This window comes from Bradyrhizobium sp. SZCCT0153 (genome assembly GCF_018129995.1).
In the GTDB taxonomy this organism is placed as follows: Bacteria; Pseudomonadota; Alphaproteobacteria; order Rhizobiales; family Xanthobacteraceae; genus Bradyrhizobium; species Bradyrhizobium japonicum_G.
Genome location: NZ_JAFCKS010000002.1, coordinates 981927 through 1007743, shown reverse-complemented (window position 1 = coordinate 1007743; position 25817 = coordinate 981927). Strand labels below are relative to the sequence as shown.

The window sequence follows — 25817 nt, the reverse complement described above, 5'->3', positions numbered from 1 at the left end:
CGCGACGGCGCGGCGTAACCGCGTCGGAATTTGAACCTAGGTTGGATGCATGGCGGCGTCCCGTGCCAAAAGGCTTTCCCGGTCGAGCTCTTCTGTGATGCGTCCCTTCTGGATATTGAGGACACGGTCAGACAGCGACGTGATGAATTCGAGATTCTGCTCGACCACGATCAGCGACATGTTCCAGCGCTTCTTCAGCGCGAGCAGGGTCTCGATAATCTCTTCGATGATCGATGGCTGGATGCCCTCGGTCGGTTCGTCCAGAAGGATCAGCCGGGGCTTCGTGCACAGGCAGCGTGCCAACGCCAGCAATTGCTGCTCACCGCCCGACAGGGCGCCGCCGCGCCGGTCGAGCAGCCGCACCAGGCGCGGAAAGTCTTGCAGCACGGTATCGATCACCGAGCGGTCCTCCTTCGGAGCCGCCGCGAGGCCCATCCGAAGGTTCTCGTGGACGCTCAGGTCTGGAAAGATCTCCCTGCCCTGTGGCACAAGTCCGATTCCAAGCCGGGAACGCTCGTGCGGCTTGAGATGGGTGATTGTCTTGCCGGCGAAGACGACCGAGCCGCCGGTCGTCGGCAGATGCCCCATCAGCGCACGCAAGGTCGTGGTCTTGCCCATGCCATTGTGGCCGAGAATACCGAGATACTCGCCGTCCCGCACCGTCATGTCGATGCCGAACAGGATCGGAATACGGCCGTACCCGGATCGCAAGTCCTTGACCTCGAGGAGCGGGCTCATGCCGCCACCTTCTTGCCGAGATAGACGTCGCGCACGCGCTGATCCGCCATAACCTTGTCCACGGTGTCTTCGACCAGCACACGCCCTTGATGAAACACCGTCACCTTCTTGGCGATCTGCCTGATGAACTCCATGTCGTGCTCGACAACGATGATTGCCCGCGTCTGATTGATCTCGCGAATGATTGCGGCAGTGTGGCCGGTCTCTTCGTCGGTCATGCCGGCGGCAGGTTCATCGAGCAGGATCAATTCCGGCTCGGCCGCAAGCACCATGCCGATCTCCACCCACTGACGCTGGCCATGCGACAGCGTCGCAGCGATGCGGTCGGCATGATCGGTCAGTCGTATCATCTCCAGTACGGCATCGACCGCGGGCCCTTGGGCGCGCGGCGTCGCCTTGCGACGGACGGCAAGCCAGATGTTCTCTCGAACCGAGAGACCGTTAAAGACATTGGGCACCTGTGTCTTGATACCGATCCCCATGCGGGCGATCTCGTGCGGCAGCTTGCCGGCGATCGGATGCCCACGGAACGCAATCGCGCCCGAAGTCGGAACGAGCTGTCCGGTCAGAGTCTTGAAGAAGGTGCTCTTGCCGGCGCCGTTCGGGCCAATCAGGCAACGCAGCTCCATCTCCTCCAACGTGAAGGTGATGTCATCATTGGCGACCACGCCACCAAAACGCATGGTGAGGTGCTCGGCCTTGAGCAGAGGGACAAGGTCCGCCATGGTCATTCCGCTCCTGCCATGTGCGACGCCGCCGCCGATGGCGGCACACGCTCCTCTGCAAGCTGCGCCTTCGGTCCTGGCGCGGGCACAAGCCGCATCAGAAGATCGCGCGCCGTCGGCACCAGGCCCTTGGGCAGCAGCAGCACGAACACGATCAACACGGCGCCGAGCACGAGGTTCGAATTCATGGCTTGCTGCGAACCGATATAAGCGACGATGTATTCGATCAGAACACAGCCGACGACAGGCCCGAGCAAGGTGCCGAGCCCGCCTACCGTGATCCAGATGATGATCTCGGCCGACAGCGACAGGCTGAAGATGGTCGGTCCGACAAACGCGCCCCAGTTGACGTAGAGCGCGCCGGCGAGTCCGGCAATCGCACCGCTCAGAATGAAGGTGAGCAGCTTGACCTTGCGCGGGTCATAGCCGAGCAACGATGCACGAACCTCGTTCTCGCGCACGGCCACCACGATGCGGCCGGCCGGGAGAGACAGCAGAAGGCGCAGCAGCAGGAAGACCCCAAGCAATGCCCCGCCCGTCACCCACCAGGATTGTTCCGGCGACAGCACCTGGTCCGGATAGAACGGCACGTTGAAAGTCGGCACCGCCGGCATGCCGTTGAAGCCGCCGAGCAGCGCCTTGCCGATCCTGTACTCGTCGCCGGAGGTCGAGTTGACGCAATTGAACAGGATCAGCGTCACGGTCAGTGTGATCACGCCGAGATAGACGTCGGAGATGCGGCCGAAGAAGATGAAATAGCCGAGGATCGCGGCGAACACCGACGGAACGACGATGGCGAGCAGGATCGACGGCGTCGAGTCCTGGAAATTGACCGCGGCGATCGCGTAGGCATAGCCGCCGAGGCCGAAGAAAGCGGTCTGGCCGAACGATAGAATTCCGCCAAAGCCCCAGATAAAAGCAAGGCTGAGCGCCAGCACCGCCATCGCGGCAAACAGCGTCAGCTGCATCATCGCGAACAGCTCGATCGTGCTGGGAATCAGCGCGATCGCAACGATCGCGAGAACGACGGCAACCGCCTGAGCCGCGAGGCGAAAGCGGATCGGCATTACAAATTCCCCTTGAAGAAGCGGCCCGAGATGCCTTGCGGAAGGAGCCGGATCAAGACGATCGCCGCCGTGAACACGAGAACCTCGCCGTAGACCGGCGTCGTGAAATAAGCGCCGACCTGATTGACGGCGCCGAACAGGCTCGCTGCCGACATCGTGCCCGACAGGATGGCGGCGCCGCCGCCGACGACAGTCATGAAGGCTTTCGCGACGTAGGCACCGCCCATGCCGGGCGTGATGCCGGAAACCGGCGCCAGCAGGCCACCGGCGAGACCGGTGACCGCGGCGCCCACCGCGAACGTGCTCATATAGACTCGCGCCGGATTTACGCCGAGCGTGGCAGCCATCGCCGGATTCTGCATCGTGGCGCGGGCGATCAGGCCGAGGCGCGTGTAGCTCATAACGCCGTAGACCAGCGCCATCGTCACGATGGCCATGCCGGCCAGGAACAGCGTATAGTAGCTCGACTGATAGGAGCCGATCGAGAAGCCGCCGAGTGGCGTCGGAACGCCTTGTTGGGTATTGCCGTAGATCGTTGTGACGATGCCGATGATCAGGAGGCTCAACCCCCAGGTCGCCAGCATCGAATCCACCAGACGCCCGTAGAGAAAGCGGATGAGGCAGCGCTCGATGACCAGCCCGACGATACCGACGAAAAGCGGCGCGACGACCAGCATCGCGATCCAGATATTGACGCCGGCATTGGCCGATATGACAGTCGCGTAGGCGCCGAGCATGATGAACTCGCCATGGGCGAGATTGATGATCTTCATCATGCCGAAGATGATCGCAAGTCCGAGGCACAACAGAAACAGCGACGCTATTCCGTTCAGGACGTCCAGCGCGACGATTAGGTAGATCGCCATTCTTCAGATTCTCTCAGGCCGTCGATGCAGTGGGCCCCGCCCGTAGGCGGAGCCCGGTCTACGTCAGAGATTGATGATGTACTGCTTGGTATCGGCCGGATTCTTGACGAGATCGCACACACTGGCCGTATCGGCCGGCTTGACGTCGGAGTAGCTCTCCAGCACCGACCATTTGCGGTCCTTCACTTCCGCAAGGAACGCGTTGCGGGTCGTGTGATGCGTCGCCTTGTCGAGCGAGACCTTGCCGCTCGGCCCGTCGAACGCGATGGAGTCTTCCAGCGCTGCAACCACTTTCATGCGGTCAATGCTGGCAGCTTTCTTGACGCCCGCGGCCCAGAGCATGACGCCCTCGTAGGTGCAGGCGGCGAGCTCACTGATGTAGGGCGAGTCCGGATGCGCCTTCTTGATCTTCTCGACAAAGCTCTTCGAAGCCGGCGTGGTCAGCTCCTCGAAATAGCCGTATGCGCCGAGAATGGCGTCGCTCTCCGCGGCATCCAGCGTGCTCGGTTCGTTGACGAGGCCGAAGGTCGTCGACGCGATCGGAATCTTTCCCTTCATGCCGGCCGCGGTCCACTGACGGTAGAAGGCGGTATGATTGCCGCCAACGAGCGCCGAAAGAATAAGGTCGGGCTTCGCCGCCTGGATCTTCGAGATGGTCGTGCCAAAATTGGTGACGTCGAGCGGGAAGAAGTCGGTCGACAGCACCTCGCCGCCATTGTCCTTGACGTATTTCGTCATCCACTTCGCGGTGATCTGACCGTAATTGTAATCGGCGGCGATGATGTAGGCCTTCTTGCCTGCCTTCTTCATCGCGCTCGGCACCAGCTTCTCCACGGTCTGCGCGGGCGTGGTGCCGGTGCAGAAAGTATTGCGATCGCAGACGCCGCCTTCGTAAAGCACGTTGTAGAAGTACAGCACCTTGAAGCGATCGAAGGTTGGACGCACCGCCTCGCGCGAGGCCGAGGTGATGCCGCCGTGAACGACGTCGACCTTGTCCTTCACCGCGAGCTGCTGAGCGAACTGCGAATACATCTGGATGTTGGACTGGGTGTCATAGTGGATGACCTTCAGCGGACGGCCGAGAAGTCCGCCGCCGGCGTTGATCTCATCCACGGCAAGTTGCAGCGCGTAGACCATGGGCGTGCCGGAGGCCGCGATCGGACCGGACTGGTCGTGCAGGCTGCCGACGACAATCGGATTTTCAGCGCCGAACGCACCGGAGCGGAAGACAGCCGGCGCTGCGATCAGCGTCGTCGTAGCTAGGGCCGAGTGCCGCAGGAAGCGGCGACGGGAGAAAGACATAGACGTCCCCATAGGTTTATTGATACGGAAAATATTAAGAATACAATATTTGAAAAAGCAAGCTATTTATCGACGCTCGATGATCGAGAAGTCGTAGCCGTCGACTTGGGCGAGATAGATGGGGTGCCGGCCTCCCACCACGGATTGGGCTTGATCGCCTCGCGCGGTACGCCGCTGGAATGTTCGGCCGTAAAGGCGCGTCAACTTGCGCGCATCGAGGCTCGCGGCTTCCTCAATAAGGGCTGCGAGCGAATAGATGCCCTCGTAGCAGGATTGACCAAAGGCATTCACGGGCGGCGGACTATCGCCGAACGCCGTATGGTAACGCTCCAGGAAGGCGCCATTGTTGCGCGAGCGGATCGACGCATAATAGCTTGAGGCGGCGTAGAGGTTTTCGGTCTCGTTCACATCAAGTCCGTACGCGACGGTCTCGTCGATCGCCGAGGAAAAACGCAGCACGCGCGAACTCAATCCCGCAGCGCAGAAGGCCCGACTGAATGCGATGCAGTCGCCCCCGAGGAAATAGGGAAGGACGACGTCCGAACGCGAGACTTTGATCCGGTCCAGCATCTCGTCGAAGTCATGCTGGCCGACAGGTAGATAGCTCTCGCCAGTCACGGTTCCGCCAAAGCGGGTGATCAATGCTCGTGCAATCTGAAGGGATGAGCGCGGCCATATGTAGTCATTGCCGCAGAGGAAATAGCGGCGCGCCCGCCTTGATTCCGAAAGCCATTGGATCGCCGGAACCAGAAGCTCTTCGGCGGTTTCGCCAGTCGCGATGACGTCGGGGGTCGAGCGGCCCTCGAACTGCGGGGTGTATATGAATGGAACGCGGCCGCGGGCGGCGCGCGCCACGAAGTCGCGCGCAAAACTGGGTAACATCCCGACGATGCCGTCGACGCCGTCAATTTCGATCGCGTCACGCGCCGCCCGGTCGGCGGTCGCGCCTGTTTCTCCGGCGTTCACGATGCACAGTTCAACCGGACGGCGCAGGATGCCGTAAATCCGATTGATTTCCTCGACAGCCAAGCGGCCGCAGGCCTCAGCTGAGGGGGCCCATAGTCCCGCCGCGCCACTCTGCGGGATGAGCAGGCATATTCGAATACTACGCAACGGTGGTGTCTCCGCACTTCCAGACGGACCACTCACGAATCGTGCCAACGGCGATCCCGGTCCCGGCAAGGTCCGTTTGCGGCAAAACCGCTCAGTCCGGCCGGCAGGTTGCCGTTTTTTCTGGCGCCGGTCGCCCGATCAGCCCCTTCATTGGGCAATTTGGAACGAATTCGTTTTCTCCTTGCTCCATTTTATATTCCAAGGCAAAGGTTGAAATATCAAGTAATCTCGCCGGGGGGCCAACAAGGTGCATCTGCCCGACCTCATCCGAGGCGTGAACCGCCGACTCGAGCAGACGCTCGACGCGCAGCTCAAGCCCAGGGGCATGTCTCTTCACCAGTATCGTGTGCTCGAGGCCCTGACTGAACGGAACGGATTGCCGATGGGCGAACTGGCCATTCGCCTCTTTGTCGACGGCCCAACACTCACAAAGATTATCGACAGGATGGTTGAATCGGCCGAGGTCTATCGTGGCCCTGATCCGAATGACCGACGCAGGGTTCTGATCTTCGTCTCGCGCAGAGGAGCAGCACATTTCGATGACATTGCTCCCCTGATCTCGTCCATCGAGCGGGACATCCTGGACAGGCTGGGCGCATCAGATGCTGCAGCTTTGACAACCCTGCTCTCGGAATTGCTCGGTGACCCCACCTCTTCGCATCCACTTTCGTCTCACCGTCGGGAAACCCTGAATTGCAAATGACAGCGGCGGCTTTGGAATGAGCGGTACGACACCGCAAGGCCGCAACTACATCAATCTTGCGCCGTGACCATGCGCCACAACGTCTCCGCCAGCACGGCATAGCCCTTGTCGAGCGCATCTGGTGCCGTGAATTCACGCGGATTGTGGCTGAGACCTCCCTGGCTCGGCACAAATATAAGCGAAGCCGGAATACGCTTTTGGATCGCCAGTGCGTCGTGGCCGGTGATGGTTTTGAAGGTCGTGACTTTGAGGCCGAGATCCCTCGCCGCGGAACGGACCAATTCGGCTCCGTGCGGATCCAGCGAAGGCGCGGATCTCTTCTCGTCGGCGGCGATCGAGATGCCGACTCCGATCTCGCGAGCCTCGCGGTCGATCCGCTTCAGAAAGCGGTCGGTGATGGCGACAACCATGGCTTCGTCTTCATGTCGGATCTCGAACCAGACTCTGACACGGCCTGCCACCACATTCGGTGAATTCGGGTAAACACTGATGCGCGCCGCGGACGCGTGCGCGCCGGCGTTTTCGCGCGCGACTTCGACGTAGAGGGCTTCGATCGCGCGAGCCGCCGCGCGCAACGCGTCGCGGCGCAGAGGCATCGGCATCGGTCCCGTATGCGAGTAATCTCCCTCGAAGACGACCGATATCTTGCGAGTCATCCAGGCACCGGAAACTGCGGCAATGTCCCCTGCGACCTGCTCGAGCCGATCGCCCTGCTCGACGTGCAGTTCCACATAACGTGCTGGGCGGTATTCCAGCGGCGTCACACCGCAATAGCCGATCGCGGCCAGCGCCGCGCCGAGCGTAACGCCGTCGCCGTCCGCGCAGGCATAGGCATCCTGCAAGCTCAAGCTACCGGCGAAAACGGAGCTGCCGCTCAGGCTGGGCTGAAAACGGGCTCCTTCCTCGTTGGTCCAGTTCGCGACCGCCAGGTTGCGTCGTGCAGTACCGGGGTTGGCAAGACAGCGCTCGCGAACCGCTTCAACCGCAAGGAGTCCCGCCAACACCCCATAGGCCCCATCGTATCGGCCGCCCGTCGGCTGAGAATCGAGGTGCGAGCCGGTGATCACAACGTCGTCCGACGCAGGTGCAAGAATTGCGACGCCGAACATGTTACCGATCGCATCGATCCTCGGGACGAGGGCGCGGTTACCTATCTCGCGCAAAAAGAGGTCTCGCGCCTCCTTGTCGAGCACCGTTGCCGCAAGCCTGCAAACGCCGCCGTCGTCAGTGGCGCCAATCGCCGCGAAACTTGCGATGAGATCGTGCAAGACGGTCATGTTCCGAGATCGCCGCGAATGGCTGCAAGTGTCAGTCGCTCGAAGTCCGCTTCGGTCAACTGCCGGGGATTGGCGCCCGCGGTCGGATCCTTCACCGCATCGGAGGCAATTGTCCGGGCGTCGCTCTCCTTCACACCGAGCTCGGCCAAGGTATGCGGCACGCCAAGCTTCTTTCGCAAGCCCAGGATCCAGGACAGCACCGCGTCGAAATCATGGCTTGGCAGATTTAGCGCGCGAGCAATTTGCGGAATCTTGTCGGCGATCGCATCCTTGTTGCAAACGACGACGTAGGGAAAGACCACGCCATTCGTCAGCCCATGATGAGTGTCGTAGCGCGCACCGACCGGATGGGACACGGAATGGATCGCGCCCAGTCCCTTCTGGAACGCGGTAGCTCCCATCGACGCCGCCGCGAACATGTAGGATCGGGCTTCGAGATCCCGACCATTCTCGACCGCGCGCGGCAGGTAGACGTCGACGATCTTCATCCCCTCAAGGGCAATGCCGTCGGCGAGCGGATGAAATGCCCTGACACAATAGGCCTCGAAGCAGTGGGACAGCGCATCCATGCCGGTCGCCATCGTGAGAAATGGCGGGAGGCCAACCGCAAGCTCGGGATCCTCGATCGCCATCTTCGGCATCATCATGGGATGGAAGATGATCTTCTTCTCATGGGTGTCTTCGCGCGTGATCACGCCGGCGCGGCCAACTTCGGACCCCGTGCCGGCGGTCGTCGGCACCGCGATGATCGGCGCAATGCCGTCCGTGTTGGCGCGGGTCCACCAATCGCCGACATCCTCGAAATCCCACACCGGCCGAGTTTGCGCAACCATGAGCGCCACACATTTTCCGACGTCCAGCGCCGAGCCTCCTCCGACCGCAATCACGCTGTCGTGGCCGCCGGCCTTGAACGCGCTCACCCCTGCGGTGAGGTTCGCTTCGGTCGGATTTGTCTTCACGTCGGAAAATACGCCGAGTGGTATGCCCGCCTCGCGAACGCGATTGATGATGCCGGCGATGAGATCGGTCTTGGCGAGACCGTGGTCAGTGACCAGCAAAGGCCGGACAAGACCGTAGGTTCGGCAGGCCTCGGGAAGTTCGGCGATGCGGCCCGGACCGGTGATGACGCGCGTCGGAAAGTTCCAGGCTCCGGTGATTTTAACGTCCATGTGCAGCTTTCAATGCTCGATGCGAAGGTGGAATGATTTCGGCCGGGTCAGCGCCTCGAAGCCGAAGCGCGACATGCCGGCGCCGCGTCCGGTGTCCTTGACGCCGGTCCAAGCGAGCGAGGGATCGACATAGTCGCAGCGGTTCATGAACACGGTGCCCGTGGCGATGGCATCGCCGATGAGTTCGGTTGCGACGGCATCTTCGGTCCAAATCGACGCTGTCAGCCCGTAGGGGCTGTCGTTCATGAGCGAGACGGCCTCCTGGTCGGACGAAACCCTCATGATGCCGACCACAGGCCCGAAGCTCTCTTCCATCATCACCCGCATGGAATGATCGACATCGATGAGAACTTGGGGCATCAGATACGCCGTCCCTGTCCTGTCGGCGGAGAATTGCTTCGGATCGATCAGCGGGCGGGCATTCCTGGAGATGGCCTCGTCGATGTGCGCGCGAACTGTGTCGGCGAAACGTATTGCCGCCATGGGACCGAGTGTCGTCTCCTGCGACAGCGGATTGCCGAGCTGATAGCGGGAGGTCAGATCCGCAAAGGCGTCGACGAAGCGACCGTAGATCTGTTCGTGCACATAAACGCGCTCGATGCCGCAACAGCATTGGCCGGAATTGTAAAAGGCGCCGTCCACGAGTTGCTCGACCGAAAAATCAAAGTCGGCGTCGGGGCGCACATAGGCGGGGTCCTTCCCGCCCAATTCCAGCCCGAGACTGACAAAGGTCCCCGCCGCCGCCCGTTCGACCGCCCGCCCGCCGCCAACCGATCCCGTGAAGTTCACATGATTGACCGAACGGGATGAAATCAGCCTTTCGGTCGCAGCATGGTCGAGAGTCAATGTCCTGAACAGTCCGGTCGGCAAGCCGATCCGATCCATGGCCGACTGGAAGCGTTCGCCGACGAGCAAGGTCTGCGCGGCATGCTTCAAGATCACAGCGTTGCCGGCCAGCAGCGCCGGGACGATCGCGTTGACAGCCGTCAGGTAAGGATAGTTCCAGGGTGCGATCACCAGCACAATGCCCGCGGGCACCCGCTTGACCATGCGACGAAAGCCGGAGCGCTCGGTCGGCACGACCGGCGCTAGCGCGTCGTCGCTGAGTTCTACCAGCCCGCGAACGCGCTCCTCAAGGCTGCGCAGCTCGCCGCCGTAGCGTACAGGGCGCCCCATCTGCATGGCGAGTTCCGGGACGACCTCGCCGTTCTGCAGTCGCATCACGTCAAGGAAGGCAAGCATCTTGGCCTTACGCTCCGCGAGCGGGACCGTCGACCATTCCTGCTGGGCCTGTCGCGCCTGTTCGAGGACCGTCACAATCTCCGCGTCAGTTGCGATGGGGCGCCGGGCAACCTCGCTGCCGTCAACCGGTGAAATGCACACAATGTCGTTCACGGGATGTCACTCATTTGAGAGAAGGAACAACGGGATCAGATGATCTCGAAATAGCGAGCAAGTTCCCAATCGGTGATGGCCTTGCGGAACTCGCGCTCCTCCCACTGCCGCGTCATGGCGTAGTGATCGACGAAGGCGTCGCCAAACAGGTTGCGGGCCGCCTGCGAAGCAATCAACCGCTCGGCAGCTTCCGATAGCGTGCGCGGAAACGCACGCTCGGGTGCGTGCGTTCGCTCATAGGCATTTCCGGTGATCGGTTCGCTCGGTTCGATCTTGTTCTCGATTCCCCACAGCCCCGATCCCAGTGCTGCCGCGATCGCAAGGTACGGATTGATATCGGCGGCAGCGACCCGGTATTCCACACGCTGGCTCGCTGGCTTGCCGGGGATGACCCGCAGCGCACAGGTGCGATTCTCGATTCCCCAAGTCGCATCGGTCGGCGCCCAGAAGCCCGGCACCAGACGCGAATAGCTGTTCACGGTTGACGCGACCATCGCGAGCAGCTCCGGCAGCAATGCCTGCTGGCCGCCGACAAACCAGCGCATGGTGTCGGACATGTCGCCAGGACGCCCGGCCTCGTAAAATACCGGCTTGCCGTCCTCGTCTCGCAGCGAAAGATGCAGATGCCCGGATTGGCCGGGATACGCGTTCGACCATTTGGCCATGAAGGTGAGCATCTTGCCCTGACGCTCGGCCCAGACCTTTGAAAACGTCTTGAACAGCACCGCGCGATCGGCAGCTGCGAGCGCATCGGTGTACTGGATCGCCGCCTCCAGGACGCCGGGGCCCGTCTCGGTATGCAGGCCCTCGATCGGCATATCCATCTCGCTGCACAGCTTGAGGAGCGAGCGATGGAAGTCCGATTCCACGGAGGCGCGCAGCATGGAATAGCCGAACCAGCCCGGCGTGAGATTCTTCAGCTCGCGATAACCCTTTTCCCGCACGCTGTGAGGGGTTTCGTCGAACACGAAGAATTCGAACTCGGCAGCGACTGATGGGGCAAAGCCCATATTTTCAGCGCGATCGATCACCCTGCGAAGTAACCGCCGCGGGCACAGCTTTTCCGCCTCGCCCTCGAACTCGCCGAGGAAGAACAGCATGTTCCCTTCCATCGGGATATCGCGACAGGTCGCAGGATCGATGCGAGCAATGGCGTCCGGAAAGGCCGTGTGCCACCCGGTAAACTTGCCGGCATCGTACATCTGGTCGTTGGAGTCCCAACCGAAGACGATGTCGCAGAAGCTGAGGCCGCTCTCCAGTGCGCCAAAGAACTTGTCACGCGCGAGATATTTTCCACGAATGACACCATCGAGATCGACGACCCCGAGCTTGATGTGGGACAGACCCCGTTCTTCGACCAGAGCTTTGGCATCGGCGGCGGTTTTTACGTTTCTTGCATCCATGAACTTTGAACGAGCCCCTCAGGCCAGCGAGATCGCGCGCAACTCTTCGTCGCAGGCGGTGATGAACATATCCGCGTGATCCGTGCCGAAACACAGCGGTGGACGAATCTTGAGCGTGCTGCCGAATGGCCCGGCAGCACCGATCAGGAAGCCGCGCTGGCGCAGGCGGTTGATCAGCATGATTGCGTGCTCCGGTGCCGGCTCCTTGCTGTCGCGATCAAGCACAAGCTCGAGGCCGATGAACAGACCGGCGCCGCGAACGTCCCCGATCTGGATGTGGCGATTGCCGATCTCGCGCAATCCGTCCATCAGATGACGTCCGACCTCGCGCGCATTCTGCAACAGGCCCTCATCCTTGATCACGTCAAGCACCGCAAGCCCAGCTGCGGCCGCGACTGGATTGCCGCCGAACGTGTTGAAGTACTTCACTTCCGCCGCAAAACTGTCGAGCAGCGGCGCACGCAGAGCGACGCCTCCCATAGGAAACCCATTGCCCATGGGCTTGCCCATGGTCACGATGTCAGGGACAACACCATGGCGCGCGAAGCCCCACATGGCTGCACCGGTGCGTCCGAAACCGGGCTGCACCTCGTCGGCGATGAACAACCCCCGGCGTTCGCGGACGAGCCTTATGGTCGGTGCCAGAAAGCCGGCCGGTTCGGCAAAGACGCCGTCGCTCGAAAAGATCGTGTCCACCAGCAGCCCTGCAAACCCGACACCACTTCGCTCGAGATCGGCAATTGCCGCAGCAACACCGTCGGCGAAACGCCGACCGGGATCGCCGACAGGATTGCGGAACATCTCGGGTGCCGGCACCACCCGCACATGGGATGGCAATGGTTGACCGGGACGTGACGACGGCGATACGTCGGTCACGGCCGCAGTGTTGCCGTGATACGCCGCCTCCGTGACGATGAAGCCGGCCCGGCCGGTCGCGACCTTCGCGATCCGCAGCGCCAGATCGTTAGCCTCGCTACCGGTGCACGTCAGCACCAGATGATCGATCTCGGGCGGGAATGTCTCCAGAAGGCGCTCGGCATAGGCATCCACCACGTCGTTGAGGTAGCGCGTGTGGGTGTTGAGCACGCCGACCTGGCTACGGACGGCCTCGACGACGCGAGGGTGTGAATGCCCGATCGACGGGACGTTGTTATAGAGATCGAGATATCGGCGGCCCTCGACGTCGAACATGTAGACGCCTTCGGCCCGCTCCATTCGGATCGGCTCCTGGTAAAACAGGACCGAAGCCTTGCCGAAGGACCGCAGGCGTCGTTGCACCGACTCCCCGAGTTCGGCGTCCATCGCGGACGCACGGCTCTGGTCGAAGGCGTTCAACGCCAGAATTTCTCTTTCCCGCTGCACCACACGCCTCTCTGACCGCGCCTTGCACAAATCAAAGCGATCGCCGAGGCGATCGCGCCGCAGCCATTCCACGATCAGCTTGGAGAAATGTGCGAATTCCCACAACGACAAGCTGGCAGGAGGCAAAAGAGATCAGAGCCTGAGACACACAACGCCGCATTCCAGAAATTACTATACTAATATCAATGGTTTAGATAAATGAGGATCGTCACTTGCAGAGATACTGGGCACCAGGCTGCCCAAAATTTGAGGGACTTGCCACATAATTAGTGTATCTTTCCACGTCTCCGTGAGAAAGACTTCCTTGTCCCGACGGCTGACGCAGGTGAGGACACGTCAATGACGAGCAAGCCGCTACACACCAGCGACGCCTCCGTGGCCGACAAGCGGCCACGAAAGACCGATGGCGATCGCTTCTCGAAGCTGGCGCGGCACAAGCACATCATCGCACAACTCACCGCCGCTCCTACCCTGCGAGCCTCCGAGATTGCGGCAGCACTTGGTGTATCCGGTGAGACCATACGCCGAGACCTCGTCGAGCTTCAGGAACAGAAGCTCATCAACCGAACCTATGGGGGCGCTTCCCGCCCGTTTGCGCTCGAACCGGCTCTCACTGATCGCAAGGCGCTCATGATCGCCGAACGCGAGGCGATCGCCGCCGTGATCGCCGACCTCGTTCTACCAAACGAAGTTCTGATGCTGGCCGCCGGCGCCACGACGTTTCACATCGCGAGACGATTGGCTTCGCGCGCGCGCGACATCACTGTCATCACGCACGACTATGCGATTGCGGAGGCGCTCGCGGTCAACTCATCCATCAGGGTTCTGTGCTGCCCGGGCCGCTATCACCCGACCGAAGGCTACGTGTTCGGTACGCAGACAATCGCCAGCATCAACAGCTACGAGGCCAATCGCGCCATCGTGAGTGCGACAGGCATCAGCGCCCGGGGCGCGAACGATGCGGATGACGAAGCCGGCGCGATCTATGGCGCGATGGTGAAGCGCGCTGCGGAAGCGATCCTTGTCGCCGATCACAGCAAGTTCGACCAGCGCGCTCTGACCGTGTTTGCGCAATGGACCGATATCGACCGTCTGGTTACCGACCGGCAACCGGAAGGATCTCTCGCGACGGCACTCCGCGAAGCCGGTACGGAGTTGATTGTTGCCCAACCCTGAGAAAGACCCAACCATGGCAAGCCTCACATCTCTTGCGTCTCGCGAGGAGTTTACCGGCCTTGATGGTGATGGAGACAAGGGTCCTGCACTGCATCACCGAACCAGGATCGGACGCCTGGACCTCGAACTTGTCGAGCCGCATCGAGCGTTCAGCTGCAGTTGCAAACGTATCTCCAGCATCCACGACGCTTCCTACGTGCTTGTATTTCCTCTTGGGGGATGTGTGGCGTTCAGCCAGGACGGCCGCGTTGGTACTGCCCGAGCCGGCGAATATGTCCTGCTCAGCGAACTCGCCTTCTACGAATTGTCGTCCGACAAGACCGCGCGCTTTCTGGTGCTTCGGATCCCGGCCGCGGAGTTGCGTGGACGTCTCGTCTCGATCGAAGATCACGTCAGCCGACGTTTCAAGCCGAACGAGCAGATGACCCGCCTGCTGGCCGGAATGATCGGAAACGTGGCTGAGCTGTTCATTGAGTCCCCGCCGCCGAATCCAGAGGCGCTCGCGACCGAAGTCGTCAGCTTCGTGGTGCTCACGATCGGCTCGGAAGACCGGGGCGCCGCCACGGATGTCCGCAATTCGCGCTATCATCTGCGCCGCCGGATCGTTGATTTCATTGAAAGCCATCTCGGCGACCAGTCCCTGTCACCGAAGAAGATTGCGGCCAGCAGCAGGATCTCGCTGAGCTATCTCTACAGTCTCTTCACCGACAACGAGACGACGGTCAGCCAGTTCGTCCAGACGAAGCGGTTGCAGCGGGCCTACGAAATTCTGGTTGCCGACCCGAAAGGCCATCGTACCGTGTCCGAGGTTGCCTACGAAGTCGGTTTCAAGAACGTCTCGCATTTCTCGCGCTGCTTCAGCCGCCATTTCAAGGTGGCACCGCGCGACGTTCGTCAGGCCCGGGCAGCCGCAGCGCAACCAGGCACAGGCGTCCGCCCTACGCAGGTGAAGGGATCGCCCTCGCCCCGACTGGCCCCCTCGCGCAAAGCCTTTGGTTCGCCCTATTGGGACGTCCACAAGCAAGAGCTTCGCGAGACGGTTTAGAGCCGAATTCCCAAGGCCGGTCGTTGCGCCGTTCATGCACGACGTGCTTTCCCCTGGAGCAAGCATTGGACGACATTCAAGACAAGATTTCTGCGAACGAACTCGCTTCTTTCTTCCATGAGCTCGCCGACGTGGCCGGCCGGATCGCGTTGACGTACTTCCGTTCAAGCACCGATTTCGAACGCAAGCAGGATCTGACGCCGGTAACGATTGCTGATCGCACTATCGAGGTCGAATTGCGGCGCTTGATCAGCGCGCGTTTCCCCGATCACGGCATCCTCGGAGAGGAGATGGGATCAACCCTCGGCGATCGTTACACCTGGTATCTCGATCCGATCGACGGAACGAAGAGCTTCATTTCCGGAATGCCGTTGTTCGGCACGCTTGTCGCACTCACCGACGAGCGGAAAAATACGGTGGTCGCCGGCATGATCGACATGCCGGCCCTGGCTGAACGATGGTACGGGACGCCGCGCGGAGTCACGTTCAACGGAGAGCCCGCCAGGGTGAGCCGCACGGCAAAATTGGAAGACGCACAGATCTATACATCCTCGCCGGACTTCTTTACATCGCAGGATTGGGCTCGCTACGACGTGTTGAGCAGGAAGGCCATGTTCCGACGATTTGGAGGCGATTGCTATCAGTATGGGCTGCTGGCATCCGGCCACTGCGATCTCGTCGTAGAGACGTCGCTCAAGTCGTTCGACTTCATGGCATTGATTCCCGTGGTCGAGGGCGCCGGCGGAATTATTCGCGACTGGGACGGGCAGCCGCTCACACCGGACTCCGACGGACGCGTGATCGCCGCGGCGAACGAAAGCCTGCTCGAGCAGGCCCTGGCCATCCTGAAACAGTAGTCGCGAGAGGCAGCCGGCTCACACCAGCCGCAACCAGCTATCCCAGCGTGGGTCGTACATCACGTCGTGCGCACGCATGTACTTCCAGACACCATACTTCTGGTAGTCGAAATCCCAGCTATTGAGCTTGCGGTTGACGACCGCCCATGAGGCCCATTTCATATCCGCGAGCGCACGGTTGAGAATGACGCGTGCGGTCATCTGCGGACGAACCTCGCCCAGATATTGCTCGATGAGAGTTTCTGTCAGTTTTTCATCAAAGAACATCTCGGCAAACAGCACGCCGAGTTCGTAGCTGCGCTCATTGTTGGACGCAAATTCGTAGTCGATCAGCTTCATCGGCCTGGGGGCGCCGGTCTCGGCCGGAATGAGGAAATTTCCTGGCATGGGGTCGTTGAAACACGGCACGAGATCGAGGCCCGACGCCAGGAAGGCTGACTTGGCCTGATTGTAGCGGTGCATCAGCCAGGGCATGTCCTGCGGGAAATGCGCCCCCAGTTCCTTGCCCTGCGCGATATGTTCCTCGATCATGTCGAAGATCGTCTTGGTCTGGCCGAGCTTGGGGCCGCCATGCAGACGGCGATAGAGATCGAGAACGTCGGACTGGATGGCGGAATCGCCGAAATCCGCGTTGGTGCAGGCGCGATAGCCCTCCAGAAATTCACTGATCTCCAGCCCGTCCGCCGCGTCGAAGAAGATGACCTCCGGCCCGACACCCATGGCATGGGCATTGCGCGCGGCCTCGTTGGCGGTGACGCGGTTGATGAACATTTCCGAGCCCTCGCCCGGCACCTTGACGAAATAGCGGCGCCCGTCGCCGGAAATCTCGACCAGCCAGTTCTGGTTCGACAAGCCGCCGACCAACGGCGCATAGGCGCCCTCCTTGCCGCGCCATTGCGGGACGCGAGCGATCGCAGCTTCGACGTTGCGTTCGTGAAGCGTGGTCGCCTCACCAACTTTTCTGCGAACGGTCATGCGATCCTCCGAAGCATCTCGCCAAAGCGGGGCTCCCGGACCGCCATGCGGCAACGCACGAAGCGCCAACTGGCAAATTTGTAGAACTCCAGCGTATTGCGCGCCGATTTGGCGGCGAGCAGCGCGCCGATCAATCCCCAGCGCAGATCATCCGCCACGCCATAGATGCGCGCCCGGTTGAATGCACCCTCCTCGAACGTCCCCGTGCTGCGGGTGAAAGCGTCGCGCGCCTCAGGCTCCTGCGCAAAGGCCTCGACGAGGAAGCTGCCAATGTCCTCCAACGGGTCGGCCGTCGTCGCGCGATCCCAGTCGATCAGACGAACCTCGCCTGCGTCGCTGATCAGGATGTTCGAGACATTGCCGTCACCGTGGATCGGCACCGCTTTGATATCCAGCTGCCGAAAGGCGTCGGCTGCAAAGCGCAGCTCCTTGACCAGCCATTCGGCATCCTGCGGCAACTGGGCTTTCGCGGCCGCCGCCGCGGCATAGAAATGCTCGATCTCATCGAAGACACTTTTGCGGCGTGGCAACGGTGGTCCGGATTGAAACAGGCGCATCGCCGCAATGACGGCATCGACGATGTCGGGTTCGAGCATCCGCTCCAATGTGCCGACCCGCCAGCCCTGGTTGAGATCCTTCATCACCAGCAGGCCTGCCTGCGGGTCGGCCTTGAGCACCTTCGGGCCGATGCCGAGATCAGATGCACGCTGCGCCGCCTCGAAGGCACACGCCACGTCGATATAGAGCTCCGCATCGCGATCCATATTCTTGATGAAGATGCTCTCGCCACCGCCCTTCCTGGTGGCGCGCCAGGGAAAGCCGTCGACGCCGCGCCAGCTTGGCGACGCCAGGATCGGGATAGCAGGTTCGATCACGATGTCGCCGGACCCCCATCCGGGGAGCTCGGCAACGCAATTGCGGATGGTGGCCAGTTCCGTTCCAGATTGACGCGTTCCAGATTGACTCATGGCGACTTCTGATCTCTTGCGGTTGCCGTTCAGCCGACCTTCATGTCCGCCAAATTTGATCAAGACAGATTTTGATCAGGACAGATGCAAAAGGGATGCCTCGCGCTCCACCAAATCATGCCGTTGGAGCAGCGGCTCTACCCCAACGCTGGCTATTTTCGCTATCCGGACAGTGATCCGGGACGCCACCCATCGAGGCCCACCATGTCAGCTGCAGAATCGATCGGGATGAGCCTTGCCGAGTTGACGGAGGCCTACGCCTCGCGCGCGCTATCGCCGGTGGACGTGCTGCGAGCCACGCTCAGCCATTCCGAGAGCGTCAATGGCGCCATCAACGCCCTGTTCTGCTTCCGTCCGGAGCAGGCCATGGCTGGCGCGCAACGCTCGGAAGCGCGATGGAAGGCCGGAGCTGCGCTGGGTCCGCTCGACGGCGTGCCGATGACCGTCAAGGACAGCGTCGCCATGGTCGGCTGGCCTTACCTTCACGGCATCGGGGCCAACCGCGGCCTGCCGCCGTCAAATTACGACTCACCGCCGGCAATCGCGCTGCGGGAAGCCGGTGCGGTGATCTTTGCAAAAACCACGATGCCGGATTGCGGCCTGATGGCGTCAGGCATCAGCTCGCTGCACGGCATTACCCGCAACCCGTGGGGGCTCGCCTGGAACACCGGCGGCTCCTCGGCCGGCGCCGGCGCTTCCGTTGCGGCCGGCGCCGGATATGTCTCGGTCGGCACGGACATCGCGGGCTCCGTCCGCCTTCCGGCCGCACATTGCGGCCTCGCCGGACTGAAGCCCACCCACGGACGCGTGCCGCATCTGCCTGCCGATACCATGCGCATGGCCGGCCCCATGGGCCGCAGCGTCGATGACATCGCCCGCCTGCTGACCGTGCTGACGCGGCAGGACGAGCGCGACACCTGGAGCCTGCCCGCCGACGGCGTGCGCTATCACGAGCGCCTCCAGCGGGATATGAAGGGATTGAAGATCGGCGTCCTCACCGACATGGGCTTTGGCATGAAGCCCGAGGCGGTCGTGCGCGAGACCGTCGAGGCCGCCGGAAAGCTGCTCGCCGGAGCCGGCGCCATTGTCGAACCGTTCGTCTCGCCGCTCGACCACGACGCCTACGAAGCGATCGACCTGTTCCTGCAGGTCCGCGGCTATCTCGAATACACGTCCCTGCCGCAACACAGCGACGCTCCAAGCGACATCAATCCCTATGTTCGCGCGTGGAGCCTGGGGGGAGCCAGGCACTCAGGCGCCGACCTCTATCGGGCCCTGGGCCGGATCGCCAAGATGAAAGCGGCGCTGCTGGGAGCATTCGAAGGCTGGGACTATGTCATCTCACCGGTGTTGCCGGTGGTGAACTTTCCGGCGGAAGAACCGGGTGTCTCCCGTGAGATGCCACTCGAGCACACGCTGTTCACCGCCATGTTCAACCAGACCTGCCAGCCCGCCTCAACGGTCAACATGGCTTTCGATTCCCGGCGTCTGCCGATCGGCGTCCAGGTCATCGGCCATCGCTTCGACGATCTCGGCGTGCTGCAGGTGACCAAGGCGCTGGAAGATCTGCGGGCCGTCAAGATGGACTGGCCGTTCAAGCCAAGGCCCTGAGGCTTCCACGGCCGGACAACAAAAACATCGAAAACAACCCCATGCACAGTAGAAATCTCAACGCGCCCTACGGATTTTACGAAATCGATTTGACGCGTCGGGCAAAACACTAGTAGAGTACCATCATCACAGTTTTAAATTTCGTTTGGTGGGAATGTTCACCCATGCTCCTTGCTGGCGAGCAAGTAGTGCGGTGACCATAGGCTGCCGGGAGGTCACGCCATGGCGCATCGACCGGAGCGCCCGAACGATGCCATTCACACGCGGCGATCATTGACCCGCCGACGCCACGAGGCTTGTTCGGCAGCATCGGCCGTATGGCCGTCGCGCACGATTTGAGGCTGCTGTTTCAGAGATTGAATCACGGCTTCTGCAGCATCTACAAACTTTTGGTGGTGCGCGGCGGCGTCTCTAGCGCTCTGAATTCATATCCGCTTTCCGTGCAATAACGGACATGGCCAGACTTGCCTCCGGTTCGCCCCGGTCGCGAATGACCCACAACGGACATCGTTATCGATTCTTGTCTGTTGAATAACGCTCCGAATTCACGGCAAAATGTGACCGTGGGGCAGTTGCCCGGGCGCATGTTAAAAGCATTGCAGTGAGTGGAGGCATGACAGAGGCTTACCAGTGTGCGCCCAGTATGACCGACGTTGCCGCATTCGTCGACGAGCAGCCGATTGGCAGCTTTCAAATTCGGCTGTTGCTCGCCTGCGCCGCCGTGCTTCTACTCGACGGCTTCGACACACAGGGGATCGGCTATGTCGCACCGGAGCTTGCCCACGACTGGAACCTCGCGCGCGGCGGACTAGGCCCAGTCTTCAGCGCTGGCCTCGTGGGGAATATGGTCGGCGCACTTCTCTTTGGTCCACTCGCCGACCGCATCGGGCGCAAGCGCATCATCGTCCTCAGCACCGCCGTCTTCGGCCTAGGCACGCTTGCCACAGTCTTCGCTCAGGACATCGCCGGCCTTCTCCTCATCCGCTTTCTCACCGGTCTTGGCCTTGGCGCCGCCCTACCAAACGCGATCGCGCTCGTTTCGGAATTCAGCCCAGATCGCCGGCGCGCGACTATGGTCATGGCAATGTTCGTCGGATTTTCTGTTGGTTCTGCGCTCAGCGGGCTAATCGCAGCGGCGCTGATCCCGATCTTCGGCTGGCGATCCGTCTTTTTGATCGGCGGTATTGCGCCGCTTCTCATGGTTCCGTTCCTTGCCGCCCGCCTGCCCGAGTCCGTCCGTTTCCTCGCGCTCTCCGGCCGAGCAGACGTGCGCGTTGCCGAGCTCCTAACGCAGGTCGCGCCATCCGTGCGCTTCCCGTCCGCGATGCGCTTTAGAGTCCGTGAGGCGACGCTCGTGGGCCTGCCCATCGCCTATCTCTTCAACGGGGGGCGCGCCTTGGCGACGCTCGTGTTGTGGGCAGTTTTCTTTATGAGCCTGCTTGACCTCTATCTATTGTTGAACTGGCTTCCCACTGTGCTGAACGATCTCGGGGCCTCAGTCTCGGTGGCCGCGGTCGTCGGCGCCATGCTGCAAGTGGGCGGCATAGTTGGTACTTTGACGCTCGGGCGATTCATCGACCGCTTCTCGTTCCGCGCGCTCTCGCTTGCGTTTCTTATCGCGGCCATCGCGATAGCGATAGTGGGCTTTTGCGGTCAATCGATAGCGTTCGCAATCTTCGCGATCTCATGTGCAGGGTTCTTTTTAGTCGGCGGCCATATCGCTGCGATTGCGCTGGCTGCGACCTATTATCCGACCATGGCGCGCTCAACCGGAGTCGGCTGGGCAATCGGCTTTGGCCGGATCGGATCGATCGTGGGGCCGTTAATCGGTGGTATCATGCTCGCCCGCGGCGTGGACGCGCAATCGCTGTTCATCGCGGCGGCGGTGCCGGCGTTGGTGGCGAGCGTCGCCGCGCTCGTGCTCGCTCGTATGGCGCGGAGCACATCCGCAACGGTTTCAAGCACGCAGCCGGTGGCTGCAGCGCCGCCAGCAGACGCCGGGGCAATCTTCAACAAAAGAAGCGGCCTACGCTTTTGACCACCTTTGGTGATCCGAGACTACGGCTCAACTTCAACGATGTACCGCCGTATCGTTTTCGCAGTCTTCTCCCCCTCGGGCGCAAGGTCCTTCCAGGCTTTGGATTGGAAAAATGCCCTGGCGGCGTCTGCACTGTCCCACTCAGTCATGGCTACGCTAACGGGGGGCGGCTCGCCCTCTGCGTGGAAGATCCTCCCTTTCAAGGTGCCCATGGAGCGTCCACCGGCGTCGGCCAGCGCCTTCCTGGCAGCAGCGAGGTAGCTCGGCGACACTGTCGCACCGCCAATCGGGACGATCTCACCAATACTATAGGCTTTCAGCCTGGCTTGCGCCTGCAGCCCTTGGACCGACAAGCCACCGATTGCGACACCGGCGAGCAGCGCCAGTACGACCGTATATCGAGTTCTCATATTGTCCTCCCGCCAGCGCCTGCCTCGATCACCGCCGTGTGCGGAGCGTCGAATGACACGAGCCTAGTAGCGCCCCGGCAGGCTCGCTTCACATCCGGCTCACATTTTCCTCACCAACGGCTGGTTTTTGCTAGACTGGACAAGGGCAACCGTAAGCCAATCCGGGGAGCGCCACTATGCGCTATCTCTTTGAGAACTACAGCCTGGATACGGACGGCCGCGAGCTACGGCGCGGGGCTGACGTTCTGCCCACTGCGCCGCAGGCGTTCGACCTTCTCGTCTACTTGATCCGCAACCGAGATCGCGTCGTCAGCAGCGATGATCTGATCGCCGCCATTTGGGGCGGCCGCATCGTCTCCGAAAACGCGGTGACCACCCGTCTGAACGTGGTCCGGGATGCAATCGGCGACAACGGAAGGGAGCAGCGTCTCCTGAAGACGTTCCCGCGCAAGGGTTTCCGGTTCGTAGGTTCGGTGCGGGAGGAGCGTGGACATTCCGGCGCGCCGACCCCCGACATCTCTCACGAGGCGCCGGCATTGGCGGGAGACTTTTCCGGTCGACCCTCAATCATCGTCTTGCCCTTCGACAACCTGTCCGGCGACCCCAGCCTTAAAATTTTCGGCGAAGGCTTCACCGAGGATGTGCTGACCGAACTGTCGAAGTTTCGTGAGCTCGTCCTGATTGCAAGCGAGCCCCGGTCGGCTGCCTCCGAAACACGCGATGCGCGGGAGATCGGCCGCGCGCTTGGCGCGCGCTACGTGCTGGATGGTAGCGTGCGCGCGGCGGGATTTCGCGTGCGTGTCACCGGGCGGCTGATTGACACAACGACGGCCGCGCAAATCTGGGGCCAGCATTACGACCTCGATCGCGGCCGTGATCCGGCTTTCCATGACGAGCTTGCGGAGGCCGTCGTCTCAGCGATTTTGCCGGCAATCCGCCACGCCGACCTGAAGCGCTCCCAACACAAGTCATCCGAACAGCTTGAGGTTTGGGAGGCTTACCAGCGTGGCCTCTGGCATATGTCAAAATCCGATGCTGCCAACAACGCGTTGGCCCGGTCGCTCTTTCAGCGTGCCGTCGATCTCGACCCAAATTTTGGCAGGGGCTATGGCGCCATCGCCTTCACATACACGGCCGCCTCATCGGCCTTCAGCGAAATGTCCATTGCCGAGAGTTGCGAGTTGGCCGCCCCCCTGGTCCGCAAGGCCATCGGGCTCGACGAGAACGATACGGATGCGCGCTCGCGCCTGGCGCTACTCGCCCTGCTAAAGGGCGATCTGGAAGGTGCTATCCGGGAGGCGGATATGATACTCTCCGTACGCGAGAGTTGCCCAGACGCCTGGGGAGTCAAGGGTGCAGCTCTGGGATATGCCGGGCGTCGGCAGCAAGGCCGCGACGCGATCAAGCGGTATTTCAGCCTGAACCCCTTTGATATCGCGCGTCCGATCCGGCTTACGCAGATCGCATCATCGCTTTATATCGACGGCGGCTACGAGGAAGCGGCGCTTACCGCGCGACAAGTCATACGGCACTATCCGAGCCACCCATTTGCCTATCGCTGGCTGGCGGCATCTTTGGGCCAGCTCGGCAGTGCAGGCGAAGCGCAGAAGGTACTGCAAACCTTGCAGGCGATATCGCCGTCCTCGTTCGAAATGTATGTTAGGCAGCGACCGCCACAATTCTGCAGCGCAGAATACTCGCCTTTGCTGGAGGGGCTGCGTAAGGCCGGCTGGAAGGAGTAGATCCTTCCTGATCAACTCATTGCAGCTTACTTTCAAGATGCTCCAGGTCGGATAATCAATCTCCGCCTTTTTGTTTCGGGACTCCCCAAGAGGGCCGTGCGCCGTTACTCATACGCGCTGACAAGGTCATCGAATAACACTTCATGTCCGCTCATGGGCCCCTCTGAGACATGCGCGACTATCCTGAGAATGTCCGTTCACTCGGGCAGACCGGAAGTCGCCCAAGGTCCGGCCAACCAACGCGAATGACCCTAAGCGGCCATCCTTGATTTAGGTCAACCCGGACGAACTGCTGCTCTGTTTCTGTAAGTACTCAGTATCCGTCTAAGGACCAAACGGCCTCGATGCCGCGCGAACTCAGCACGCTGCCGGACCGGGGGACCAACGCCGTAAGGAGTGCACCCTTGTTTACGAAACGCGAAATCTTACGCAGCGCGGCATTTACCGGCGTCTCAATTGCGACGACGTCGCTCCCGGTATGGGCGCAGACAACTGCCGACCGCCCCGGCTTCCTGAAAGCAAAGGAGGTTGCCGAGGCGGGCTTCATATATGGCCTGCCTATCGTGATGAACTACGCCGTCATGTACGAGTACGCAGTTGATCGCAATTCCGGGCAGTTCAAGGCGCCCTTCAATCAGCTCAAGAACGAACCCAACGTGTTCACCTACAAGGACACGGCCATTCCTACGCCGAACAGCGACACGCCCTATTCGTTCGTCTGGATGGACTTGCGGGCGGAGCCGATCATCCTTTCCGTCCCTGCGGTGGACCCTAAGCGCTACTACTCGGTCATGCTCTGCGACGGTAACACCTACAACTATGGCTATATCGGTACTCGGGCAACGGGCAGCGAGGCCGGCGATTACATGGTCGTCGGCCCCGACTGGAAAGGCGCTACCCCGCACGGGATCAAGAAAGTCTTCCGATCGGGCACGCAGTTTTCGGTGGCGGGATATCGTACCCAACTTTTCAGCCCCGACGACCTCGATAACGTCAAGAAGGTTCAGGCCGGCTACACCGTGCAGACACTCTCCGGCTATCTGAAGCAGGCGCCGCCGCCCGCCGCGCCGGCCATCGATTTCCCAAAAATCGACAAGGAACTCGTGAAGACGAATTTCTTCGATTTCCTCGACTTTGCTCTGCAGTTCGCACCCGCGGAAGCAAACGAGAAAGAGATGCGCGCCCAGCTCGCGCGTATCGGCATCGGGCCAGGCAAATCGCTCAACTTCAAGGACCTCTCGATCGAGGACAAGCTGGAGATCGGCTTGGGCATGAAAGAAGGCGAACGAAAAGTCGATGAGGCGGTGGCCAATGCCGGCAAGGCGATCAATGGCTGGAGGGTGAGTGGGCTTCCGGGTGACAGCGCCCATTACAACGGCGATTGGTTGAAGCGCGCCGCCGCCGCCAAGGCTGGCATATACGGCAACGACCCGGTGGAGGCGATGTATCCTTTGACCCGCTCCGACAGCGAGGGTCAAACGCTCGATGGCAGCAAACACAATTACACGCTGACATTCCCGCCGGGTCAGCAGCCGCCGGTAAATGCCTTCTGGTCTCTTACGATGTATGACGGCAAGACGCAGTTACTGATCGAAAATCCGATCAACCGGTATTTGGTCAACTCACCGATGCTGCCGGCCATGAAAGCAAACCCGGATGGGTCGCTGACGCTATTCGTCCAGAACAAATCACCGGGGGCCGACAAGGAAGCCAATTGGCTGCCGGCTCCGAACGGTCCGATCTATCTGGTGATGCGACTCTACTGGCCGAAAACAACGCCGCCTTCTATCCTTCCGGCAGGCGAAGGCACTTGGCAGCCGCCGGGTGTGAAGCGAGTTTGATACAATACCGGACGCTCGGATCTCTGCAGGATGG

General features: G+C 61.4%; 22 protein-coding genes and 1 pseudogene. 8 read left to right on the top strand and 15 right to left on the bottom strand.

Annotation, left to right across the window (positions count from 1 at the left end):
- Positions 1-36 precede the first annotated feature (36 nt).
- From JQ572_RS12335 to JQ572_RS12310, 6 genes are all read right to left on the bottom strand, one after another.
- Positions 37-738 carry an ABC transporter ATP-binding protein gene (locus JQ572_RS12335; protein WP_211383272.1) on the bottom strand — a complete coding sequence of 234 codons (702 nt, stop codon included), beginning with the start codon at positions 736-738 and terminating at the stop codon, positions 37-39.
- Positions 735-1463 carry an ATP-binding cassette domain-containing protein gene (locus tag JQ572_RS12330; RefSeq protein ID WP_211383271.1) on the bottom strand — a complete coding sequence of 243 codons (729 nt, stop codon included), beginning with the start codon at positions 1461-1463 and terminating at the stop codon, positions 735-737. The genes JQ572_RS12335 and JQ572_RS12330 overlap by 4 nt, the downstream gene beginning before the upstream one ends.
- A 2-nt stretch (positions 1464-1465) precedes the next feature.
- Positions 1466-2530: a branched-chain amino acid ABC transporter permease gene (locus JQ572_RS12325; RefSeq protein WP_211383270.1), complete on the bottom strand. Its 1065-nt coding sequence runs from the start codon at positions 2528-2530 to the stop codon at positions 1466-1468.
- Complete coding sequence (locus JQ572_RS12320) at positions 2530-3396, bottom strand: branched-chain amino acid ABC transporter permease (RefSeq protein ID WP_211383269.1); 867 nt, start codon at positions 3394-3396, stop codon at positions 2530-2532. The genes JQ572_RS12325 and JQ572_RS12320 overlap by 1 nt, the downstream gene beginning before the upstream one ends.
- Before the next feature lie 63 nt (positions 3397-3459).
- Complete coding sequence (locus JQ572_RS12315) at positions 3460-4698, bottom strand: urea ABC transporter substrate-binding protein (RefSeq protein WP_211383268.1); 1239 nt, start codon at positions 4696-4698, stop codon at positions 3460-3462.
- Positions 4699-4764: 66 nt separating this feature from the next.
- Positions 4765-5811, bottom strand: a complete 1047-nt coding sequence (locus JQ572_RS12310) for a substrate-binding domain-containing protein (RefSeq protein ID WP_211383267.1) — start codon at positions 5809-5811, stop codon at positions 4765-4767.
- A 247-nt stretch (positions 5812-6058) separates the two neighbouring features.
- Here JQ572_RS12310 and JQ572_RS12305 point away from each other — a divergent pair, with 247 nt between their 5' ends.
- Positions 6059-6514, top strand: a complete 456-nt coding sequence (locus JQ572_RS12305; protein ID WP_211383266.1) for a MarR family winged helix-turn-helix transcriptional regulator — start codon at positions 6059-6061, stop codon at positions 6512-6514.
- Positions 6515-6564: 50 nt separating this feature from the next.
- Here the strand turns inward: JQ572_RS12305 and JQ572_RS12300 are convergent, their stop codons facing one another.
- From JQ572_RS12300 to JQ572_RS12280, 5 genes are read right to left on the bottom strand one after another with little or no spacing between them, the layout of a single operon-like run.
- A complete protein-coding gene (locus JQ572_RS12300) occupies positions 6565-7791 on the bottom strand; it encodes an allantoate amidohydrolase (protein ID WP_211383265.1) in 1227 nt (408 codons plus the stop codon).
- Positions 7788-8960 (bottom strand): iron-containing alcohol dehydrogenase, encoded by a 1173-nt coding sequence (locus JQ572_RS12295; RefSeq protein ID WP_211383264.1) that lies wholly within the window; start codon positions 8958-8960, stop codon positions 7788-7790. Before JQ572_RS12295 ends, JQ572_RS12300 begins: the two co-directional genes overlap by 4 nt.
- Positions 8961-8969: 9 nt before the next feature.
- Positions 8970-10355 (bottom strand): aldehyde dehydrogenase family protein, encoded by a 1386-nt coding sequence (locus tag JQ572_RS12290; protein ID WP_211383263.1) that lies wholly within the window; start codon positions 10353-10355, stop codon positions 8970-8972.
- A gap of 35 nt (positions 10356-10390) precedes the next feature.
- Positions 10391-11758: a glutamine synthetase family protein gene (locus tag JQ572_RS12285; RefSeq protein ID WP_211383262.1), complete on the bottom strand. Its 1368-nt coding sequence runs from the start codon at positions 11756-11758 to the stop codon at positions 10391-10393.
- A gap of 18 nt (positions 11759-11776) precedes the next feature.
- Positions 11777-13060 (bottom strand): aspartate aminotransferase family protein, encoded by a 1284-nt coding sequence (locus JQ572_RS12280; protein ID WP_249129048.1) that lies wholly within the window; start codon positions 13058-13060, stop codon positions 11777-11779.
- Positions 13061-13459: 399 nt separating this feature from the next.
- Between JQ572_RS12280 and JQ572_RS12275 the strand changes: the two genes are divergently transcribed.
- The 3 genes from JQ572_RS12275 to hisN all read left to right on the top strand — a co-directional run bounded on the left by JQ572_RS12275 (position 13460) and on the right by hisN (position 16198).
- Positions 13460-14296 carry a DeoR/GlpR family DNA-binding transcription regulator gene (locus tag JQ572_RS12275; RefSeq protein ID WP_211383261.1) on the top strand — a complete coding sequence of 279 codons (837 nt, stop codon included), beginning with the start codon at positions 13460-13462 and terminating at the stop codon, positions 14294-14296.
- A gap of 13 nt (positions 14297-14309) precedes the next feature.
- Positions 14310-15341 carry a helix-turn-helix domain-containing protein gene (locus JQ572_RS12270; RefSeq protein WP_211383260.1) on the top strand — a complete coding sequence of 344 codons (1032 nt, stop codon included), beginning with the start codon at positions 14310-14312 and terminating at the stop codon, positions 15339-15341.
- Between the two features lie 65 nt (positions 15342-15406).
- A complete protein-coding gene (hisN, locus tag JQ572_RS12265) occupies positions 15407-16198 on the top strand; it encodes a histidinol-phosphatase (protein ID WP_211383259.1) in 792 nt (263 codons plus the stop codon).
- 18 nt (positions 16199-16216) lie between these two features.
- On the opposite strand, the gene JQ572_RS12260 is transcribed toward hisN, so the two are convergent.
- Complete coding sequence (locus JQ572_RS12260; protein WP_211383258.1) at positions 16217-17173, bottom strand: choline/ethanolamine kinase family protein; 957 nt, start codon at positions 17171-17173, stop codon at positions 16217-16219.
- Positions 17170-18204 (bottom strand): aminoglycoside phosphotransferase family protein, encoded by a 1035-nt coding sequence (locus JQ572_RS12255; RefSeq protein ID WP_249128961.1) that lies wholly within the window; start codon positions 18202-18204, stop codon positions 17170-17172. Before JQ572_RS12255 ends, JQ572_RS12260 begins: the two co-directional genes overlap by 4 nt.
- Before the next feature lie 141 nt (positions 18205-18345).
- Here JQ572_RS12255 and JQ572_RS12250 point away from each other — a divergent pair, with 141 nt between their 5' ends.
- A complete protein-coding gene (locus JQ572_RS12250; protein WP_211383257.1) occupies positions 18346-19752 on the top strand; it encodes an amidase in 1407 nt (468 codons plus the stop codon).
- A 181-nt stretch (positions 19753-19933) separates the two neighbouring features.
- Here the strand turns inward: JQ572_RS12250 and JQ572_RS35515 are convergent.
- A pseudogene (locus JQ572_RS35515) lies at positions 19934-20062 on the bottom strand (transposase); the annotation flags it as partial.
- A 333-nt stretch (positions 20063-20395) separates the two neighbouring features.
- Here JQ572_RS35515 and JQ572_RS12245 point away from each other — a divergent pair.
- Positions 20396-21790, top strand: coding sequence for an MFS transporter (locus JQ572_RS12245; RefSeq protein ID WP_249128960.1), 1395 nt, complete (start codon positions 20396-20398; stop codon positions 21788-21790).
- 20 nt (positions 21791-21810) lie between these two features.
- Here JQ572_RS12245 and JQ572_RS12240 read toward each other — a convergent pair whose 3' ends face one another.
- Positions 21811-22200: a DUF1330 domain-containing protein gene (locus tag JQ572_RS12240; RefSeq protein WP_211383255.1), complete on the bottom strand. Its 390-nt coding sequence runs from the start codon at positions 22198-22200 to the stop codon at positions 21811-21813.
- A gap of 176 nt (positions 22201-22376) precedes the next feature.
- Between JQ572_RS12240 and JQ572_RS12235 the strand changes: the two genes are divergently transcribed.
- Positions 22377-23942: a winged helix-turn-helix domain-containing protein gene (locus JQ572_RS12235; RefSeq protein WP_211383254.1), complete on the top strand. Its 1566-nt coding sequence runs from the start codon at positions 22377-22379 to the stop codon at positions 23940-23942.
- Between the two features lie 404 nt (positions 23943-24346).
- Positions 24347-25783: a DUF1254 domain-containing protein gene (locus JQ572_RS12230; RefSeq protein WP_211383549.1), complete on the top strand. Its 1437-nt coding sequence runs from the start codon at positions 24347-24349 to the stop codon at positions 25781-25783.
- Positions 25784-25817: the final 34 nt, after the last annotated feature.

Coding starts and splice junctions, on each gene's coding strand:
- JQ572_RS12250 (WP_211383257.1), top strand. CDS start 18,346: ATGTCAGCTGCAGAATCGATCGGGATGAGCCTTGCCGAGTTGACGGAG.
- JQ572_RS12295 (WP_211383264.1), bottom strand. CDS start 8,960: ATGGACGTTAAAATCACCGGAGCCTGGAACTTTCCGACGCGCGTCATC.
- JQ572_RS12260 (WP_211383258.1), bottom strand. CDS start 17,173: ATGACCGTTCGCAGAAAAGTTGGTGAGGCGACCACGCTTCACGAACGC.
- JQ572_RS12280 (WP_249129048.1), bottom strand. CDS start 13,060: ATGGACGCCGAACTCGGGGAGTCGGTGCAACGACGCCTGCGGTCCTTC.
- JQ572_RS12320 (WP_211383269.1), bottom strand. CDS start 3,396: ATGGCGATCTACCTAATCGTCGCGCTGGACGTCCTGAACGGAATAGCG.
- JQ572_RS12330 (WP_211383271.1), bottom strand. CDS start 1,463: ATGGCGGACCTTGTCCCTCTGCTCAAGGCCGAGCACCTCACCATGCGT.
- JQ572_RS12235 (WP_211383254.1), top strand. CDS start 22,377: ATGCGCTATCTCTTTGAGAACTACAGCCTGGATACGGACGGCCGCGAG.
- JQ572_RS12275 (WP_211383261.1), top strand. CDS start 13,460: ATGACGAGCAAGCCGCTACACACCAGCGACGCCTCCGTGGCCGACAAG.
- JQ572_RS12285 (WP_211383262.1), bottom strand. CDS start 11,758: ATGGATGCAAGAAACGTAAAAACCGCCGCCGATGCCAAAGCTCTGGTC.
- JQ572_RS12270 (WP_211383260.1), top strand. CDS start 14,310: ATGGCAAGCCTCACATCTCTTGCGTCTCGCGAGGAGTTTACCGGCCTT.
- JQ572_RS12245 (WP_249128960.1), top strand. CDS start 20,396: ATGACCGACGTTGCCGCATTCGTCGACGAGCAGCCGATTGGCAGCTTT.
- JQ572_RS12315 (WP_211383268.1), bottom strand. CDS start 4,698: ATGTCTTTCTCCCGTCGCCGCTTCCTGCGGCACTCGGCCCTAGCTACG.
- JQ572_RS12240 (WP_211383255.1), bottom strand. CDS start 22,200: ATGAGAACTCGATATACGGTCGTACTGGCGCTGCTCGCCGGTGTCGCA.
- JQ572_RS12300 (WP_211383265.1), bottom strand. CDS start 7,791: ATGACCGTCTTGCACGATCTCATCGCAAGTTTCGCGGCGATTGGCGCC.
- JQ572_RS12335 (WP_211383272.1), bottom strand. CDS start 738: ATGAGCCCGCTCCTCGAGGTCAAGGACTTGCGATCCGGGTACGGCCGT.
- JQ572_RS12325 (WP_211383270.1), bottom strand. CDS start 2,530: ATGCCGATCCGCTTTCGCCTCGCGGCTCAGGCGGTTGCCGTCGTTCTC.